At 62.8% G+C, this 14001-nt stretch carries 16 protein-coding genes; 10 read left to right on the top strand and 6 right to left on the bottom strand.

Annotated elements, in window-relative coordinates:
- Positions 1-204: 204 nt before the first annotated feature.
- The 10 genes from rplS (at position 205) to ABIE35_RS10415 (ending at position 8380) form a co-directional block, all read left to right on the top strand.
- Positions 205-558 carry a 50S ribosomal protein L19 gene (rplS, locus tag ABIE35_RS10460; RefSeq protein ID WP_014922079.1) on the top strand — a complete coding sequence of 118 codons (354 nt, stop codon included), beginning with the start codon at positions 205-207 and terminating at the stop codon, positions 556-558.
- A gap of 80 nt (positions 559-638) precedes the next feature.
- On the top strand, positions 639-1313 hold the full coding sequence (gene lepB / locus ABIE35_RS10455) for a signal peptidase I (RefSeq protein WP_354514711.1): 675 nt from the start codon (positions 639-641) through the stop codon (positions 1311-1313).
- A complete protein-coding gene (lepB, locus tag ABIE35_RS10450; RefSeq protein ID WP_354514709.1) occupies positions 1314-2198 on the top strand; it encodes a signal peptidase I in 885 nt (294 codons plus the stop codon). It begins immediately after the preceding gene.
- The gene (gene rnhB / locus ABIE35_RS10445) at positions 2198-2974 is read left to right on the top strand and encodes a ribonuclease HII (RefSeq protein WP_354514707.1); all 777 of its coding nucleotides are present in this window, start codon (positions 2198-2200) and stop codon (positions 2972-2974) included. The genes lepB (ABIE35_RS10450) and rnhB overlap by 1 nt, the downstream gene beginning before the upstream one ends.
- A gap of 92 nt (positions 2975-3066) precedes the next feature.
- The gene (locus ABIE35_RS10440) at positions 3067-3411 is read left to right on the top strand and encodes a DUF2469 domain-containing protein (RefSeq protein ID WP_354514705.1); all 345 of its coding nucleotides are present in this window, start codon (positions 3067-3069) and stop codon (positions 3409-3411) included.
- 103 nt (positions 3412-3514) lie between these two features.
- Entirely contained in the window at positions 3515-3880 is a 366-nt protein-coding gene (locus ABIE35_RS10435; RefSeq protein ID WP_354514703.1) for a YraN family protein, read from the top strand.
- Positions 3881-5422 carry a YifB family Mg chelatase-like AAA ATPase gene (locus tag ABIE35_RS10430; RefSeq protein ID WP_354514701.1) on the top strand — a complete coding sequence of 514 codons (1542 nt, stop codon included), beginning with the start codon at positions 3881-3883 and terminating at the stop codon, positions 5420-5422.
- A complete protein-coding gene (gene dprA, locus ABIE35_RS10425; RefSeq protein WP_354514699.1) occupies positions 5419-6651 on the top strand; it encodes a DNA-processing protein DprA in 1233 nt (410 codons plus the stop codon). The genes ABIE35_RS10430 and dprA overlap by 4 nt, the downstream gene beginning before the upstream one ends.
- An 87-nt stretch (positions 6652-6738) precedes the next feature.
- A complete protein-coding gene (locus ABIE35_RS10420; protein WP_354515206.1) occupies positions 6739-7638 on the top strand; it encodes a tyrosine recombinase XerC in 900 nt (299 codons plus the stop codon).
- A gap of 238 nt (positions 7639-7876) precedes the next feature.
- Positions 7877-8380 carry a DUF3145 domain-containing protein gene (locus ABIE35_RS10415; RefSeq protein WP_026005636.1) on the top strand — a complete coding sequence of 168 codons (504 nt, stop codon included), beginning with the start codon at positions 7877-7879 and terminating at the stop codon, positions 8378-8380.
- A gap of 152 nt (positions 8381-8532) precedes the next feature.
- On the opposite strand, the gene ABIE35_RS10410 is transcribed toward ABIE35_RS10415, so the two are convergent.
- From ABIE35_RS10410 to ABIE35_RS10385, 6 genes are all read right to left on the bottom strand, one after another.
- Positions 8533-9768 carry a beta-ketoacyl-[acyl-carrier-protein] synthase family protein gene (locus ABIE35_RS10410; RefSeq protein ID WP_354514697.1) on the bottom strand — a complete coding sequence of 412 codons (1236 nt, stop codon included), beginning with the start codon at positions 9766-9768 and terminating at the stop codon, positions 8533-8535.
- Positions 9769-9901: 133 nt separating this feature from the next.
- A complete protein-coding gene (locus tag ABIE35_RS10405; RefSeq protein ID WP_011692310.1) occupies positions 9902-10147 on the bottom strand; it encodes an acyl carrier protein in 246 nt (81 codons plus the stop codon).
- A 117-nt stretch (positions 10148-10264) separates the two neighbouring features.
- Complete coding sequence (locus ABIE35_RS10400; RefSeq protein ID WP_089595418.1) at positions 10265-11326, bottom strand: beta-ketoacyl-ACP synthase III; 1062 nt, start codon at positions 11324-11326, stop codon at positions 10265-10267.
- Complete coding sequence (locus ABIE35_RS10395; protein WP_354514694.1) at positions 11323-12252, bottom strand: ACP S-malonyltransferase; 930 nt, start codon at positions 12250-12252, stop codon at positions 11323-11325. Before ABIE35_RS10395 ends, ABIE35_RS10400 begins: the two co-directional genes overlap by 4 nt.
- Positions 12253-12340: 88 nt before the next feature.
- Positions 12341-13585 (bottom strand): PucR family transcriptional regulator, encoded by a 1245-nt coding sequence (locus ABIE35_RS10390; protein ID WP_354514692.1) that lies wholly within the window; start codon positions 13583-13585, stop codon positions 12341-12343.
- A gap of 206 nt (positions 13586-13791) precedes the next feature.
- On the bottom strand, positions 13792-14001 hold a 210-nt coding region (locus tag ABIE35_RS10385), incomplete at its 5' end, for a hypothetical protein (protein ID WP_210077024.1).

The following is a 14001-nucleotide window of genomic DNA, read 5'->3' as shown; positions in this document are numbered from 1 at the left end:
GGCAGAATTAACCCTTGTGTCTACTGGGCTGACACCTGCCACAGGGGGAGTTCAGCCAACAGTCGGACAACCCGGCCGCGCCAATCAGTGGCGGAGCCGGACACTAAGAAACTTCGGCGGAAATTTCCGGCGGCCTTTCGTGCCCCGGGCTTGTCCGCCGTAACCCAAAGTGAATGACCTGTGGCGTTCACCAGGAGTGGATTAATGCATATCCTCGATAGCGTAGATGCAGCCTCGCTGCGTAACGATGTTCCTGAGTTCCGCGCGGGTGACACCCTCAAGGTTCACGTCAACATCATCGAAGGCAAGAACTCCCGTGTCCAGGTCTTCCAGGGCTTCGTCCTGGGCCGCCAGGGCGACGGCGTTCGCGAAACCTTCACCGTGCGCAAGGTTTCCTTCGGTGTCGGCGTAGAGCGTACCTTCCCGGTACACTCCCCGATCATCGACAAGATCGAGGTCGTCACCAAGGGTGACGTCCGCCGCGCCAAGCTTTACTACATGCGCGCACTGCGCGGTAAGGCTGCGAAGATCAAGGAAAAGCGCGACTTCGCCAAGTAAGTCCTGCGACTTATGTAACGGGTCCAGGATTCGTGCCCGGTTGTTCCGGAGCAATCCGCAACGCAACAGGGATACGAGTCATGGACACATCAGAACGCCAGCCCCGGAAACAGGGCTGGCGTTTTGTTTTCCTGGCGCTGGTCCTCGCCGTAGCCATCAGCGGACTGGTCCGGTCCTTGTGGCTGGACGTTTACTACATCCCGTCCGAATCCATGGAACCCCTTCTCGGGGCAGGGGACAGGATCCTGGTGTCACGGACAGCCTTTACCTCCGAGCCGATCCGGCGCGGTGACATCGTGGTCTTCGACGGCCGTGGCTCGTTCGCTCCGCTGAGCAGCGGACAAGGCCCTTTTGTTGACGCCGTCTCGGCTGCAAGCCAGTGGTTTGGACTGACCGGAAGCGACACCACCTATGTCAAGCGGGTCATCGGCGTCGCAGGGGACCGCGTCCAGTGCTGCGATCCCAGTGGCCACCTCACAGTCAACGGCCAGCCGGTTGAGGAACCCTACGTGTATCCAGGGGATGAACCCAGCAAGCAAAAATTCGACGTCGTGGTGCCCGAAGGCCGCCTGTGGCTGATGGGCGACCACCGCTCACGCTCTGCCGACTCCCGGGGACTGCTGGGTGCACCGGGCGGCGGCATGGTTCCTGTGGAACGCGTGATCGGACGACCGGTCCAGATCATCTGGCCACTTGATAGATTTGCAGAGATGCCTCGCTCTACGCAGGCCGAAACATCGAAGAACGGACAGTAGATGCCGGACAAAGCTCCAGAGAATCCCGAGCGGTACGACGACGACGCCCGGGTCTCGGACGGAACGGCACCTGCCGCCGGGGTGGCTGATTCCCGCCAACCCGACGACGAGCCAAGTGCTCCCGGCAACGCTGCCTCTGCTGGCGACAGCGGCAATCCAGCCGCTCGTGGATCCACGGGCGGCGCGCACGCAGTGGAGAAGCCCCGCAAGAATCCTGTCCTGGTCTGGGTCAAAGAGATTGTGACCGTGGTGGCCATCGCGCTGGTGCTGTCCTTCCTGCTCAAGACTTTCCTTTTCCGGGCGTTCTACATTCCGTCGGAATCCATGGAAAGCACCCTTGACGTCAACGACCGCATCTTCATCAACCTCCTGGTTCCTGAACCTTTCGCCCTGCAACGTGGCGATGTTGTGGTGTTCAAGGACTCCCAGAACTGGCTGACGCCGGTGGCCAAGGAGCCGGCCGGGCCCATGGACTGGGTTGGGGACGCGCTGGAGTTTGTGGGGTTGGCTGCCGACGACAATGAGCAGCACCTCGTCAAGCGTGTCATCGGGCTTCCCGGGGACCGGGTTTCCTGTTGCGACGCCCAGGGTCGTGTCAGTATTAATGGTGTGCCGTTGGATGAGACGTACATCAACCCGGCGGAGATACCGCAGCCCAATGCCTTCGACATCGTTGTTCCGGAGGGCAAGGTGTGGGTGATGGGCGATAACCGCAATCATTCCGCTGACTCGCGGGCCCACCAGGAGAGCAATGGGGGCTTCATCAACATTGAAGACATTGAGGGTAGGGCTACTGTCATAGCCTGGCCCGTCAATCGCTGGACCTACCTCGACAACTTTCCGGACGTCTTCCGCGATGTCCCCGAAAGCACCCCGGCAAAGTAATGGAAACAACGGCTGCCGGCCACAAGGGCAAGGCGCAGGTCAAAGTCCCGGCCAAGACCAAGAAGAAGGTCAAGCCCACCACCAAGGCCAAGATCCCTGTGGGGTTTCCCACTCTTGATGTTGAGCGGTCCTTCCTGTCGCCCGGCGTACGGTTGTTGGCCGGCGTGGATGAGGTCGGCCGTGGCGCCCTGGCCGGACCCGTCAGTGTAGGGATTGCTGTGGTCAACCTCGAGGATCATGGCTTGTTGGCCGACGTACGGGACAGCAAACTCCTCAAGCCCGAGGACCGTGACAGACTGGAGCCCTTGGTCCGCGAGTGGGCTGTTGCCTCCGCCGTTGGGCACGCCTCGTCCAAGGAAATTGATGACATTGGCATCATTGCCGCCTTGCGGCTGGCAGGGACGCGTGCGTGGCTGGAGATCTTGGCCGGCGGGGTCACGCCCGACGTCGTCCTCCTGGATGGCAGCCACAATTGGCTCTCTCCGGATGTTCAGGCTTCCCTTTTTGACGAGCCCGCTCCGGGACCTTGGTGCGATGCTCCCGTGCATACCCGTGTCAAAGCAGACATGAGCTGCCTCAGTGTTGCCGCCGCCAGCGTCCTGGCCAAAGTGGCCCGTGACCGCATCATGGTGGATCTCCATTCGGAGGTCCCTGCCTACGGGTGGAACGAAAACAAGGGATATGCCACGTCCGCCCACAGGGACGTGATCCGGCTCCAAGGGCCCAGCGCCTACCACCGGACCAGTTGGAACCTCACGGGGCCTGAAGCCGGCTGACGGCACACCGCGCACTCCTGCGGCTCTGCTGTGGCCTCGGGGGCATGCTACGTGTGGCGCATGCCGGCTGGCAGATAGTGCAAGATGGAACTATGAGTGCCGAGGACCTTGAGAACTATGAAACCGACATGGAGCTGCAGCTCTACCGCGAGTACAGGGATGTTGTCGGTCTGTTCAGCTACGTCGTGGAAACTGAACGACGGTTCTACCTGGCCAATCATGTGGATCTACAGGCACGCAGCGCGGACGGTGAAGTCTACTTCGACCTGACCCTGCAGGATGCCTGGGTATGGGATGTTTACCGTTCAGCCCGTTTCGTGAAGAACGTCCGCGTGATTACGTTCAAGGACGTCAATGTCGAGGAACTGCCCCGCAGTGAAGACCTGTCCTTGCCCAAGGATGGCGGGCTTGGAGACATAGGCGATCTCGGAAACTAGCTTCTGACTCTTCCTCCACAGCAGTGATCCAGGAGAGTTTACCCACATAGCCTCGTGAGCCCCTGCCACCCACCGCCCCCAGCCGGAAAGCTGGTCAGCGGAGGTGATGGTCATGAGAGCAAAAGACCTGCTGGGCCGGACCGGCGAGACACTGGCGGCCGGTTTTCTGGAAAACCAGGGGATGCGGATCGTCGATCGGAATTGGCGATGCGCAGACGGTGAAATCGACATCGTCGCGATCGACGGAGACACCCTGGTGGTGGCTGAAGTCAAAACCCGCCGGAGCCTTGACTACGGGCATCCTTTTGAGGCGGTGGGAGCTGCCAAGTTGGCCCGGCTCCACCGCTTGGCTTCATCGTGGTGCCGGGAACACGAACTGAAGGCGCCCCGCAGGCGCGTCGACGTCGTGTCGGTCATCGACGACGGCGTGGGCGAGCCTGAACTTGACCACCTGCGGGGTGTGGGCTGAATGGGAGTGGGGCGCAGCTATTGCGTTGCCTTGGTGGGCCTCAACGGCTACATCGTGGAGGTTGAAGCCGATATAGGCCAGACGCTTCCGAACTTTGTCATTCTGGGCCTGCCGGACGCTGCACTGAATGAAGCCAAGGAACGAATCCGGTCGGCTGCCCAAAACTCCGGGATCCCCCTCAGCCGGCGAAAGATCACAGCCAACCTGATACCGGCGTCGCTCCCAAAACGGGGCTCCGGCTTTGACCTGGCGATCACCATGGCGGTTCTTTGCGCCGCCAACGACGTCCGTTCCATCGGTGGGACGGTCTTCATCGCGGAGCTGGGTTTGGACGGCCGGTTGCGGCCGGTCCGAGGCATCCTGCCGGCGGTGATGGCGGCCGTTCAGGCTGGCTATCCCGACGTCGTGGTGGCTGACTCAAACGCCGTGGAGGCTTCCTTGGTACCGGGGGCGAACGTCCGCGGATACAGGACGCTCGCCAGGCTCGCGTTCGACTTCGGTGCCGACCCCAAGGAGTTGGCCCTCGACTACGACCCCGGGGACGGGTGCGTCCCTGATGACGACGGCGGCGATCATGCCATGGCGCCAGACCTCTGTGACGTGTCTGGGCAAGGCGAGGCGCGTCAGGCCCTTGAAGTCGCGGCCGCCGGCGGCCACCACATGCTGCTGACCGGACCGCCGGGCGCTGGAAAAACAATGTTGGCTGAGCGTCTGCCGGGACTGCTCCCGGATTTGGCAGATAACGCTGCGATGGAGGTGACGGCCATCCATTCGTTGGCCGCCGTGCAATCGTCGGCCGTTCGGCTGATCCGTAGGCCGCCTTTCGAGAACCCGCATCACAGTGCCACAGCTGCGGCCATCATTGGCGGTGGATCCGGACTTCCACGCCCGGGTGCTGCCTCCCGGGCCCATCGCGGCGTCTTGTTCCTGGACGAAGCCCCGGAGTATGAACGCCGGGTGCTCGATGCGCTGCGGCAGCCGCTGGAGAGCGGGGAATTGGTGATTCACCGCTCGGCAGGGACCGCTGCGTACCCAGCTCGTTTCCAACTCATCCTTGCTGCCAACCCTTGCCCATGCGGAAAGGCGTCAGGCAAAGGCATGGATTGCACCTGCACTGCCACGATGCGTCGGCGTTACTTCGGGAGGATGTCGGGTCCACTACTGGACCGGGTGGACATCCAGCTCCAGGTTGAACGGGTGTCCTTGGCGGATTTCGGTCAGGCAGGAAGAGAAGAAGACACAGGGGCTGTAGCGGCCCGGGTACTGGCGGCAAGGGAAATCCAGTTGGAGCGGTTGCGGAAACTGGGGCTTGAAACCAACTCCCAGGTGCCAGGACGCACCTTGCGAGGAGAGTTGCGGCTGCCGTCGGGGACTACCCGGATCCTGGACACGGCATTGGAACGTGGCACGTTGACTGCCCGCGGTTACGATCGCGTCCTTCGGCTGGCATGGACGCTCGCAGATCTGGGACACAGCGGGACACCGGACGTTGACCACATCGGCCAAGCGCTCGGATTGAGACAAGCGGCAGGTGTGACATGACAGAAATCAAGACGAAGGGAACCAACCCAGTGGCAGCAGCGGGGATACAGGACAAGGAACGGATTGCGCGGGCAGCACTTGCCCGGCTCATGGAGCCGCAGGACTCCGTTGGCCTCGCCCTGGTAAGAGCCCTGGGCGCGGTTGATGCCTTGGGCGTGGCCACTGGAGAACTGGCCACAGGCCCCACTGTGGAACGGGAGATTTCCGCCTTGATGGTGGAATCAGGGGGACCGTCCACGTGGGTAGGACTCCCGGCCACTCTCCGGAGATGGGCGCCGCGTGTCAGCGACCTTGCACCGGAGCGTGACCTGGACACCATGCGTCGGCTGGGAGGGCGCTTGATCATTCCCGGGGATGAGTTTTGGCCGGAGCAACTGGAGGACCTTGGACTCCAGGAACCGCTCTGTCTGTGGTGGCGGGGCCAGGAGCAGCCGCTGCCGCCCATGGATCGAACCATTGCCCTGGTGGGGTCAAGAGACAGCACCAGCTACGGGGCATCCGTTACGGGAGACTTCGCGTACGGCTTGGTGCAGCGTGGCTACACTGTGATCTCCGGAGGCGCCTATGGCATTGATGCCCATGCACACCGTGGGGCGCTCAGCGGTGGGGGAGCCGGGTTGCCTACCATTGCCGTGATGGCTGGCGGGGTGGATCGCTTCTACCCCTCCGGCAACGAGGACCTGCTCCGGGCTGTTGCCACCCAAGGGGCTGTCATCTCGGAGGTGCCACCTGGGTCCGCTCCTACCCGCTACCGGTTCCTGCAGCGCAACAGAATCATCGCCGCCTTGGCGTCCGTCACCGTCGTGGTGGAGGCTCGTTGGCGCTCCGGTGCCCTCAATACTGCTCATCATGCTGAATCGACCGGCAGGGTTGTCGCGACCGTTCCTGGATCCATTCACAGCGCCAACTCGGCAGGTTGCCACCGCCTGCTGCGGGACGGAGGAGCGGTGTGCGTCACTGACGTGGGCGAGATCGCCGAACTGGCCGGAGCAATCGGAGAATCCACCAGTGAGGAAAAAAGCGCCGACGTGTCAGTACACGATGGCTTGTCGCTGGAGGATCTCATTCTTCTGGATGCTCTGCCCCTCCGATCAACCAGTTCAGTGGAGAAACTGACCGTGGTGGCAGGGCTGAGCCCGGATGCTGTGCGCGCAGGCCTCGGACGACTGGGACTCATGGGATTGGCCAGCTCGGAACGAGGGGCTTGGAAACGGGCAAAAAACACCTGACCGGGATTGGAAACATGTTGATCCGTCCTGTTGGTGCCGGATGCTGGCACAGTGGGACGTGTGAACGGACAATCACTGCCATCATCGATGCTCAGCGCTCTTGCTGGTTTTCGCCGCTACTTGGAGGGTGAACGGGCGAGGTCGGCACACACTGTGCGTGCATATCTTGCAGATGTGGAGAGCCTCCTCGGTTTTGCCGTGCAGGAGGGTATCGAAGAGCTCGGACAGCTCGAGCTGGGTTCCCTGCGTCGCTGGCTTGGCGCGCAGAGTGAAGCGGGCATGGCCAGGGCTACCCTGGCCCGCCGGGCCGCGACCGCCAGGTCATTCACTGCCTGGGCCCTGAGGGAGGAACTCATTGCCGCAGACCCGGCGATCCGTCTTCAGGCACCCAAACGGGACAAATCTCTGCCAGGAGTCCTTCAGCAGCAGCAGGTAACCCGGATAGTGGACGACCTGAATACGGCGGCCGCAGAAGGAGGCCCCATGGCTGTTCGCAACCGGGCCATGGTGGAGCTCCTCTACGCCACCGGAGTTCGCGTCGGAGAGCTTGCCGGCCTGGATATTGATGACCTCGACCCGGACCGCCGGACTCTCCGGGTCCTGGGCAAGGGAAACAAGGAGCGAACTGTGCCGTACGGGGTCCCCGCAGCTGTGGCTGTCGATGACTGGCTTCGTCGGGGACGTCCTGCAGTGGTCACCTCCAGCAGCGGGCCGGCCCTCTTTTTGGGCGTGCGGGGCAACCGGGTTGATCCACGCCAGATCCGGGCCGTGGTCAGCGAGTTGCTGCAAGCCTTGGGCGATACGTCGGCCACGGGACCACATGCGCTCAGGCACAGCGCGGCAACCCACCTTTTGGACGGGGGAGCGGACCTGCGCGCTGTCCAGGAAATTCTTGGACACAGCAGCCTGGCGACCACGCAGATTTATACCCATGTGTCCGTGGACAGGCTGAGGAAAAGCTATCAGCAGGCGCACCCCAGGGCCTGAGCAGGACCGCTCATGAGCCGCACTGGCGGAAACCGGCGCCGTACGGCAAAATAAGAGCACCACGGGGAAACCTTCAATTCACAGTTGAGGGTTCTCTTTGTGCCAAGATCGTCAGTAGCACTTCACATAACTGAATAGCCTGTCAGGGCCCACAGAGATTTCACGGCATCCGGCAGCAACAGCAAACATCCAGGCAGAGGTCGTTGGGGAAGACGTACCTACAGCTATGGAGGATGGAATGTCTGTTGCAACAACCCGCGGTGTCCTGTTTGTGCACTCGGCCCCTACGGCACTTTGCCCGCACGTAGAGTGGGCCATTGGATCGGTCGTGGACAAGCGGACCGATCTTGAGTGGACCCCTCAACCTGCTGCGCCTGGAATGTTCCGGGCGGAGTTGTCGTGGACGGGTACGCCCGGCACGGGGGCGCAGTTGGCGTCGGCCCTTCGGGGGTGGGCCCATCTGCGTTATGAGGTCACCGAAGAACCGAGCCAAGGAGTGGACGGCGCCCGTTGGTCCCACACCCCGGAGCTCGGCATTTTCCATGCCGTCACCGACGTCCATGGCAACATCATGGTCACCGAGGACCGCATCCGCTATGCCTATGAATCGGGCGCAGGCGACCCTTCAGCTGTCTACCACGAGCTCTCCCTGGCGTTGGGTGAGGCGTGGGACGAGGAACTCGAACCCTTCCGGCATGCAGCAGAGGGCGCTCCGGTTCGCTGGCTGCACCAAGTCGGATAGCAGGGCAGCACCAGGAAAGCTGACCGCACAAAGTCCGCCGGCCGCGTCCAACAAGAAGCGTCATCCATAGCAATGAGAAGGGCCCCACCTGGTGGTGGGGCCCTTCTCACGTTTCAACCAAACTTCGATAAAGGAGCGTGCTCCGAGTCCGGTCAGACGTTCCTGACCGCGATGACGGCGTTGTGTCCGCCGAAGCCGAAGGAGTTGCTCAGTGCCACGATGTCGCCGCTGGGAAGATCGCGGACGGACGTCACAACGTCGAGGGGGATCTCGGGATCCTGGTTTTCGAGGTTGATGGTCACTGGGGCCTTACGCTCGTAGACCGCCAGCACGGTCAATACAGCCTCAACGGCCCCTGAAGCGCCCAGGAGGTGGCCCATCTGCGACTTGGTAGCGGAGACCGCCACGTTGTCTACGTGGGTCCCCAGAGCAGCACGCAGCGCCGTGTACTCGGGCTTGTCGCCGACGGGGGTCGAGGTGGCATGTGCGTTGACGTGGACTACGTCCTCGGCCTGGATGCGGCCATCGAACATTGCCGCCTTCAGGGCGCGGGTAGCACCAAGGCCTTCGGGGTCCGGTGCGGTGATGTGGTAAGCGTCCGCCGTGACGGACGTTCCGGCCAGTTCGGCATAGATGCGGGCGCCACGGGCAATGGCGTGTTCCTCGGCCTCAAGGACCAGTGCGCCGGCGCCTTCACCCATGACGAAACCGTCGCGGTCGGTGTCGTATGGACGGGAGGCGCGCTCCGGCTCGTCGTTGCGGCGGGACAATGCCTGCATGGAGGAGAATGCGGCCAACGGCATCGGGTGGATGGCAGCTTCAGCTCCACCGCACACTACGACGTCTGCTTTGCCGGAGCGGATCAGGTCCAGGCCCAGGTGGAGGGCTTCGGTGCCGGACGCGCACGCCGAAACCGGAGTGTGCGCTCCGGCGCGGGCGCCGAGGTCAAGGCTGACCGCAGCGGCCACGCCGTTGGGCATGAGCATGGGAACGGTCATGGGCAGGACCCGGCGGGGGCCCTTGTCCCTGAGCGTGTCCCAAGCATCCAGGAGGGTCCAGACGCCGCCGATTCCGGTGGCGAAGGCTACTGCAAGACGGTCGTGGTCGATCTCCTCGATACCGGAGTCGGACCAGGCTTCACGTGCGGCGATGACACCAAACTGCGTGGATGGGTCCATGCGCTTGGCCTCGACGCGGCTCAGAACCTCAAGTGCCGGCGTCGAGCACCGGGCAGCAAAGTGAACGGGGAGGTCGTATTTGGCCACCCACTCGTCTTCGAGCGTGCGGGCGCCGGAGACCCCTTTCAGCGCGTTCTGCCACATTGTGGGTACGTCGCCGCCGATGGGAGTGGTGGCCCCCAGACCGGTTATGACTACTTTGCGTGCCATGCGATCACTCTCTGTCGGATCAGCCATCCCTCCTGCAGCGTTCGCAAGGGGAGGCAAGAAAATCTTTGGGTGGTATTGCGGCTGTGCCGGGCGCAAGGACGCTAGTCCCGGCCCGGCACAGCTGGTGTCAGGACTAGGCCTGTGCGTTGGCGATGAAGCTGACGGCGTCGCCGACGGTCTTGAGGTTCTTGACCTCTTCGTCCGGGATGCGAACGCCGAACTTCTCTTCAGCGTTGACAACGATGGTCATCATGGAGATGGAGTCGATGTCCAGGTCCTCGGTGAAGGACTTGTCGAGCTCTACGGCTTCGGTGGCGAGGCCCGTCTCTTCGTTGACGATTTCAGCCAGGCCGGCCAGGATTTCTTCGTTGCTAGCCATTGTTGGCTCCTTTTCTTGTTGTACCGGCTACTGCCGGAAAGGGGGCAAACCGCGGTTTACGGTTTGGGTTTGTAAGTCGTATTCAGTTGGCTGGTGGTAGCCGGGACGAGTCCCGATCTACGGCAGTACCACTACCTGGGCGCCGAAGACCAGGCCGGCGCCGAACCCGATCTGCAGGGCCAGGCCGCCGCTCAGCTCAGGGTTTTCCTGAAGCAGGCGGTGCGTTGCCAGCGGGATCGACGCTGCGGAGGTATTGCCCGCTTGGGCGATGTCGCGGCCGATGACAACGGATTCGGGAAGCTTGAGCTTCTTGACCATCTCGTCGATGATCCGCATGTTTGCCTGGTGCGGAACGAAGGCAGCGAGGTCGCTTGCTTCAATGCCGGCGGCGTCCAAAGCCTGCTGGGCAACCTTGGCCATCTCCCAGACAGCCCAGCGGAACACCGTCTGACCGTCCTGCCGCAGGGTCGGCCAAACATCCTGGGTTGCCGAAAGAATGGCGGGATCGTCGATTTCATCGGAGTGCCGGGCCGACTCGCCCAGCTTCTTGACGTCCTCGAGGGAGTGGGTCATGCCGATGGCGTCCCACTTGCTGCCGTCTGAGCCCCAGACAGAGGGGCCGATGCCAGGAGTGTCGGACGGGCCAACCACCACAGCACCTGCGCCGTCGCCGAGGAGGAATGAGATGGTCCGCTCGTGGTTGTCGATGACATCGGAAAGCTTCTCCGCGCCAACGACCAGGACGTATTGGGCGGCGCCGGAACGAACCAGGGCATCGGCCTGGGCTACGCCGTAGCAATACCCGGCACAGGCGGCCGAGATATCGAAGGCGGGTGCCGGCGTCGCGCCTAAACGTTCGGTGAGCGCAGCGGCAGCCGACGGCGTAGCGTAAGGGTGCGTCACGGTGGACACGATCACGGCGCCCAGTTGGGACGCTTCGATGCCTGCTTGCTGCAACGCTTCGCGTGCGGCGCCTTCGGCCATGTCGATGACGCTGATGTCAGCAGCAGCGCGGTGGCGGGTGATGATGCCGGTGCGCTGGCGGATCCATTCGTCAGAGGAATCGATCCACTGGCAGACGTCGTCGTTGGTGACAATGACATCGGGGCGGTAGGCGCCGATGCCGAGGATACGGGCATTCTCGTTGACAACCGCCTTGTTCAGCACAGGAGTGCTCATGCCTGTCCCTCCAGTTCTGCGAAGAGCGCGAGAGCCGCGGACAGGTCATCCGGGGTTTTGACAGCAACAGTCTTGACGCCGGGCATGCCGCGTTTGGCGAGTCCCGCGAGGGTGCCGGCAGGGGCCAGCTCGATCACGCCGGTGACACCGCGGCCGACGAGCGTTTCCATGCATTTGTCCCAGCGGACGGGACGGGAAACCTGCGCGATCAGGCTGTCGACGGCGGCAGGTCCGGCAGTAACTTCCTTGCCGTCGTAGTTGGACAGCAAGGGAACGGCCGGGTTCTGCGGTGAAAGCGACGGTTTGAGGGACTCAAGCGCGCTGACGGCCGGAGCCATATGGGAGGTGTGGAATGCTCCTGCAACCTTGAGGGGGATCACGCGAGCTTTCGCCGGGGGATTCTCTGCCAATGCCTTGAGCTGGTCGAAGGTGCCTGCTGCGACCGTCTGTCCGGCGCCATTGACGTTCGCGGGCGTTGCTCCGGAGGCTTCGATGGCTGCCAGTACCTCAGCGGGATCGCCGCCCACCACAGCACTCATGCCGGTAGGGGTGACAGCAGCTGCGGCGGCCATGCTGTTGGCGCGTTCCCGCACGAAGGTCATGGCTTCAGCTTCCGTGAGGACACCGGCCAGGGCGGAGGCGGTGATTTCGCCTACGGAGTGGCCGGCGAGGATCACGGGGAGGGTACTGAGTTCGACGTCGAACAACGACGAAGCAGCTACCAGCCCTGCCGCAACAATCAGCGGTTGGGCAACCGCAGTGTCCTTGATGGTTTCTTCATCCGAGGTGGTGCCGTGGGCCTTGAGGTCAATGCCTGCGATCTCGCTCAGGTTGGCCAGCTGGCCTTCGACGGAGGGGAGTTCCAGCCAAGGGGCCAAAAATCCGGGGGTCTGGGAGCCCTGTCCAGGGCAGACGATTGCAAGCACGTATCCAGCTTTCCAAATTGCCACGTGATCCACTGGTGTTTTGGTACACCAAGCTCACTGGGTCAGTTTGTAGGAAGTCTACAACGGTTCAGTTCTGTGAACGCGACGTATGACGTTCAGGAGCGGCTTTCGGTTGGGCTGAAAGCCGGCCTACCACCAGGGCGGTTTGGAGGACAAAAGCTTCCCTTGGGAGGAGCGGATCCCAGCCCGTGACGTCGCAGACACGCTTCAAACGGTAGCGCACTGTGTTGGCATGGACGAACAGTTCGCGTGCCGTGGCCTCCAGGGAATGCCCTAGCTCGAGATAGGTCCCCAGGGTTTCCACCAAGCCGTTGGAGGCGGCCAGCAGCGGCCGGTAAATGTTCTTGATCAAGGACCTGCGGGCGGCATCATCACCGGAGACAACACGCTCTGGAAGGAGGTCGTCGGCGGCAACCGGTCGTGGGGCGGAGGGCCATGCGCGGGCGGCGGTAAGTCCAGCGAATGCTGCCTGCGCCGAGCTGCTGGCCTCCAACAAAGACCCGGCCTCGGGACCATAAACCACAGCGCCCGGCGCAAAGAGTTCGCTGAGTTTGAGGTAGGCGGTGTCACGGTCCTGGACACCACCAAGGATCAGGATGAGCCGGTCACCCTGGATTCCCACCAGGGCGTCCTCGGCGAAACGCCCGGCAGTCCGGCGAAGTTCGCTGACGTAGCTGGCGCTTGGTTCCGACGGCGAATTGCCCACCATCACCGTGAAGCGCTCCTGGGCTTTCCAGCCGAGGGCTGCGATCCTTGAGCGCAAAGCATCGGTGTTTTCACCGCGAAGGATGGCATCCACAATCAGCGCTTCCAGGCGGGTATCCCAGGAGCCGCGGGACTCGGCGGCCCGGGCGTAGACGTCTGCAGCCGCAAAAGCCACTTCCCGCGAATACCGGAGGACGGCTTCGCGGAGTGAGGGCTGGTCCGATTCCGGCGCGATCACCGGAACCTGGTCTTCCACCACCTCCACGACGATGCGGATCAGCTGGAGGGCCTTTTGCAGGCTGATGGATCGGGTCAGTTCTGTGGGGGCGTTGCCGAACACGTCCGTGAGGATCCATGACGGCGAGCTGGGCCGTTCGTACCAGGTCACGAACGCCGCAATGCCGTTCTGTGCCACGAGCCCCAGTGCTGAGCGCTCATCGGAGCTCAAACGGCTGTACCAGGGCAGCGACTTCTCAAGTTGGCGCATGGTGCTGGTGGACAGTTGGCCCACGTTGGCACGGAGTTGACGCAGAGTTTCGGCCTTTTCAGGCGACAATGCCTGGGGTGCTGCCTTGCGCTTGGTGGTGGTTTTGCTCGGCTCTGCCATGGAACGAGCATACGGCCCATCCCGGGCAAGCTCCATTTGTGAGAAGGCTACAACTTGCGTTGTTGCTGCTCACATGCACGGGAGTCTTCTTCCCACACGGTTAAACCACGACGGCGGCCGCCACCTTTCGGTGGAAGCCGCCGTTTCGTTGGGTGCTGGAGTGACCCTTGGTACCGAACTGCGTACGAGGGTTTTTCCCGCTGTGGTTAGGCGTCGCCGCCTGCGCCGCCGGTGGTGCCGGCGTTCACATCCAGGAGCCGGTACTTCTCGATGGCCTTCTCCAAGGCACCTTCTTCAACTTCTCCCTTGGCGGCAAGGAGTTGCAGGGTTTTGGCGACGATGGAGTGGGTGTCGTTTTTGAAGTAGCGGCGTGCGGCTTGGCGGGTGTCGGAGAAGCCGAAGCCGTCTGCTCCGAG

The sequence above is a fragment of the Paenarthrobacter sp. 4246 genome (assembly GCF_040546855.1).
Lineage (GTDB): Bacteria > Actinomycetota > Actinomycetes > Actinomycetales > Micrococcaceae > Arthrobacter.
The sequence above is the reverse complement of the archived record's forward strand: the minus strand, read 5'-3'. Positions and strand labels throughout refer to the sequence as shown.

Excerpts from the sequence above, each read along its gene's own strand:
- rplS (WP_014922079.1), top strand. The coding sequence starts at position 205 with ATGCATATCCTCGATAGCGTAGATGCAGCCTCGCTGCGTAACGATGTT.
- ABIE35_RS10390 (WP_354514692.1), bottom strand. The coding sequence starts at position 13,585 with ATGGCAGAGCCGAGCAAAACCACCACCAAGCGCAAGGCAGCACCCCAG.
- ABIE35_RS10400 (WP_089595418.1), bottom strand. The coding sequence starts at position 11,326 with ATGAGCACTCCTGTGCTGAACAAGGCGGTTGTCAACGAGAATGCCCGT.
- ABIE35_RS10410 (WP_354514697.1), bottom strand. The coding sequence starts at position 9,768 with ATGGCACGCAAAGTAGTCATAACCGGTCTGGGGGCCACCACTCCCATC.
- rnhB (WP_354514707.1), top strand. The coding sequence starts at position 2,198 with ATGGAAACAACGGCTGCCGGCCACAAGGGCAAGGCGCAGGTCAAAGTC.
- ABIE35_RS10420 (WP_354515206.1), top strand. The coding sequence starts at position 6,739 with ATGCTCAGCGCTCTTGCTGGTTTTCGCCGCTACTTGGAGGGTGAACGG.
- ABIE35_RS10440 (WP_354514705.1), top strand. The coding sequence starts at position 3,067 with ATGAGTGCCGAGGACCTTGAGAACTATGAAACCGACATGGAGCTGCAG.
- lepB (WP_354514711.1), top strand. The coding sequence starts at position 639 with ATGGACACATCAGAACGCCAGCCCCGGAAACAGGGCTGGCGTTTTGTT.
- ABIE35_RS10430 (WP_354514701.1), top strand. The coding sequence starts at position 3,881 with ATGGGAGTGGGGCGCAGCTATTGCGTTGCCTTGGTGGGCCTCAACGGC.
- dprA (WP_354514699.1), top strand. The coding sequence starts at position 5,419 with ATGACAGAAATCAAGACGAAGGGAACCAACCCAGTGGCAGCAGCGGGG.
- lepB (WP_354514709.1), top strand. The coding sequence starts at position 1,314 with ATGCCGGACAAAGCTCCAGAGAATCCCGAGCGGTACGACGACGACGCC.
- ABIE35_RS10415 (WP_026005636.1), top strand. The coding sequence starts at position 7,877 with ATGTCTGTTGCAACAACCCGCGGTGTCCTGTTTGTGCACTCGGCCCCT.
- ABIE35_RS10405 (WP_011692310.1), bottom strand. The coding sequence starts at position 10,147 with ATGGCTAGCAACGAAGAAATCCTGGCCGGCCTGGCTGAAATCGTCAAC.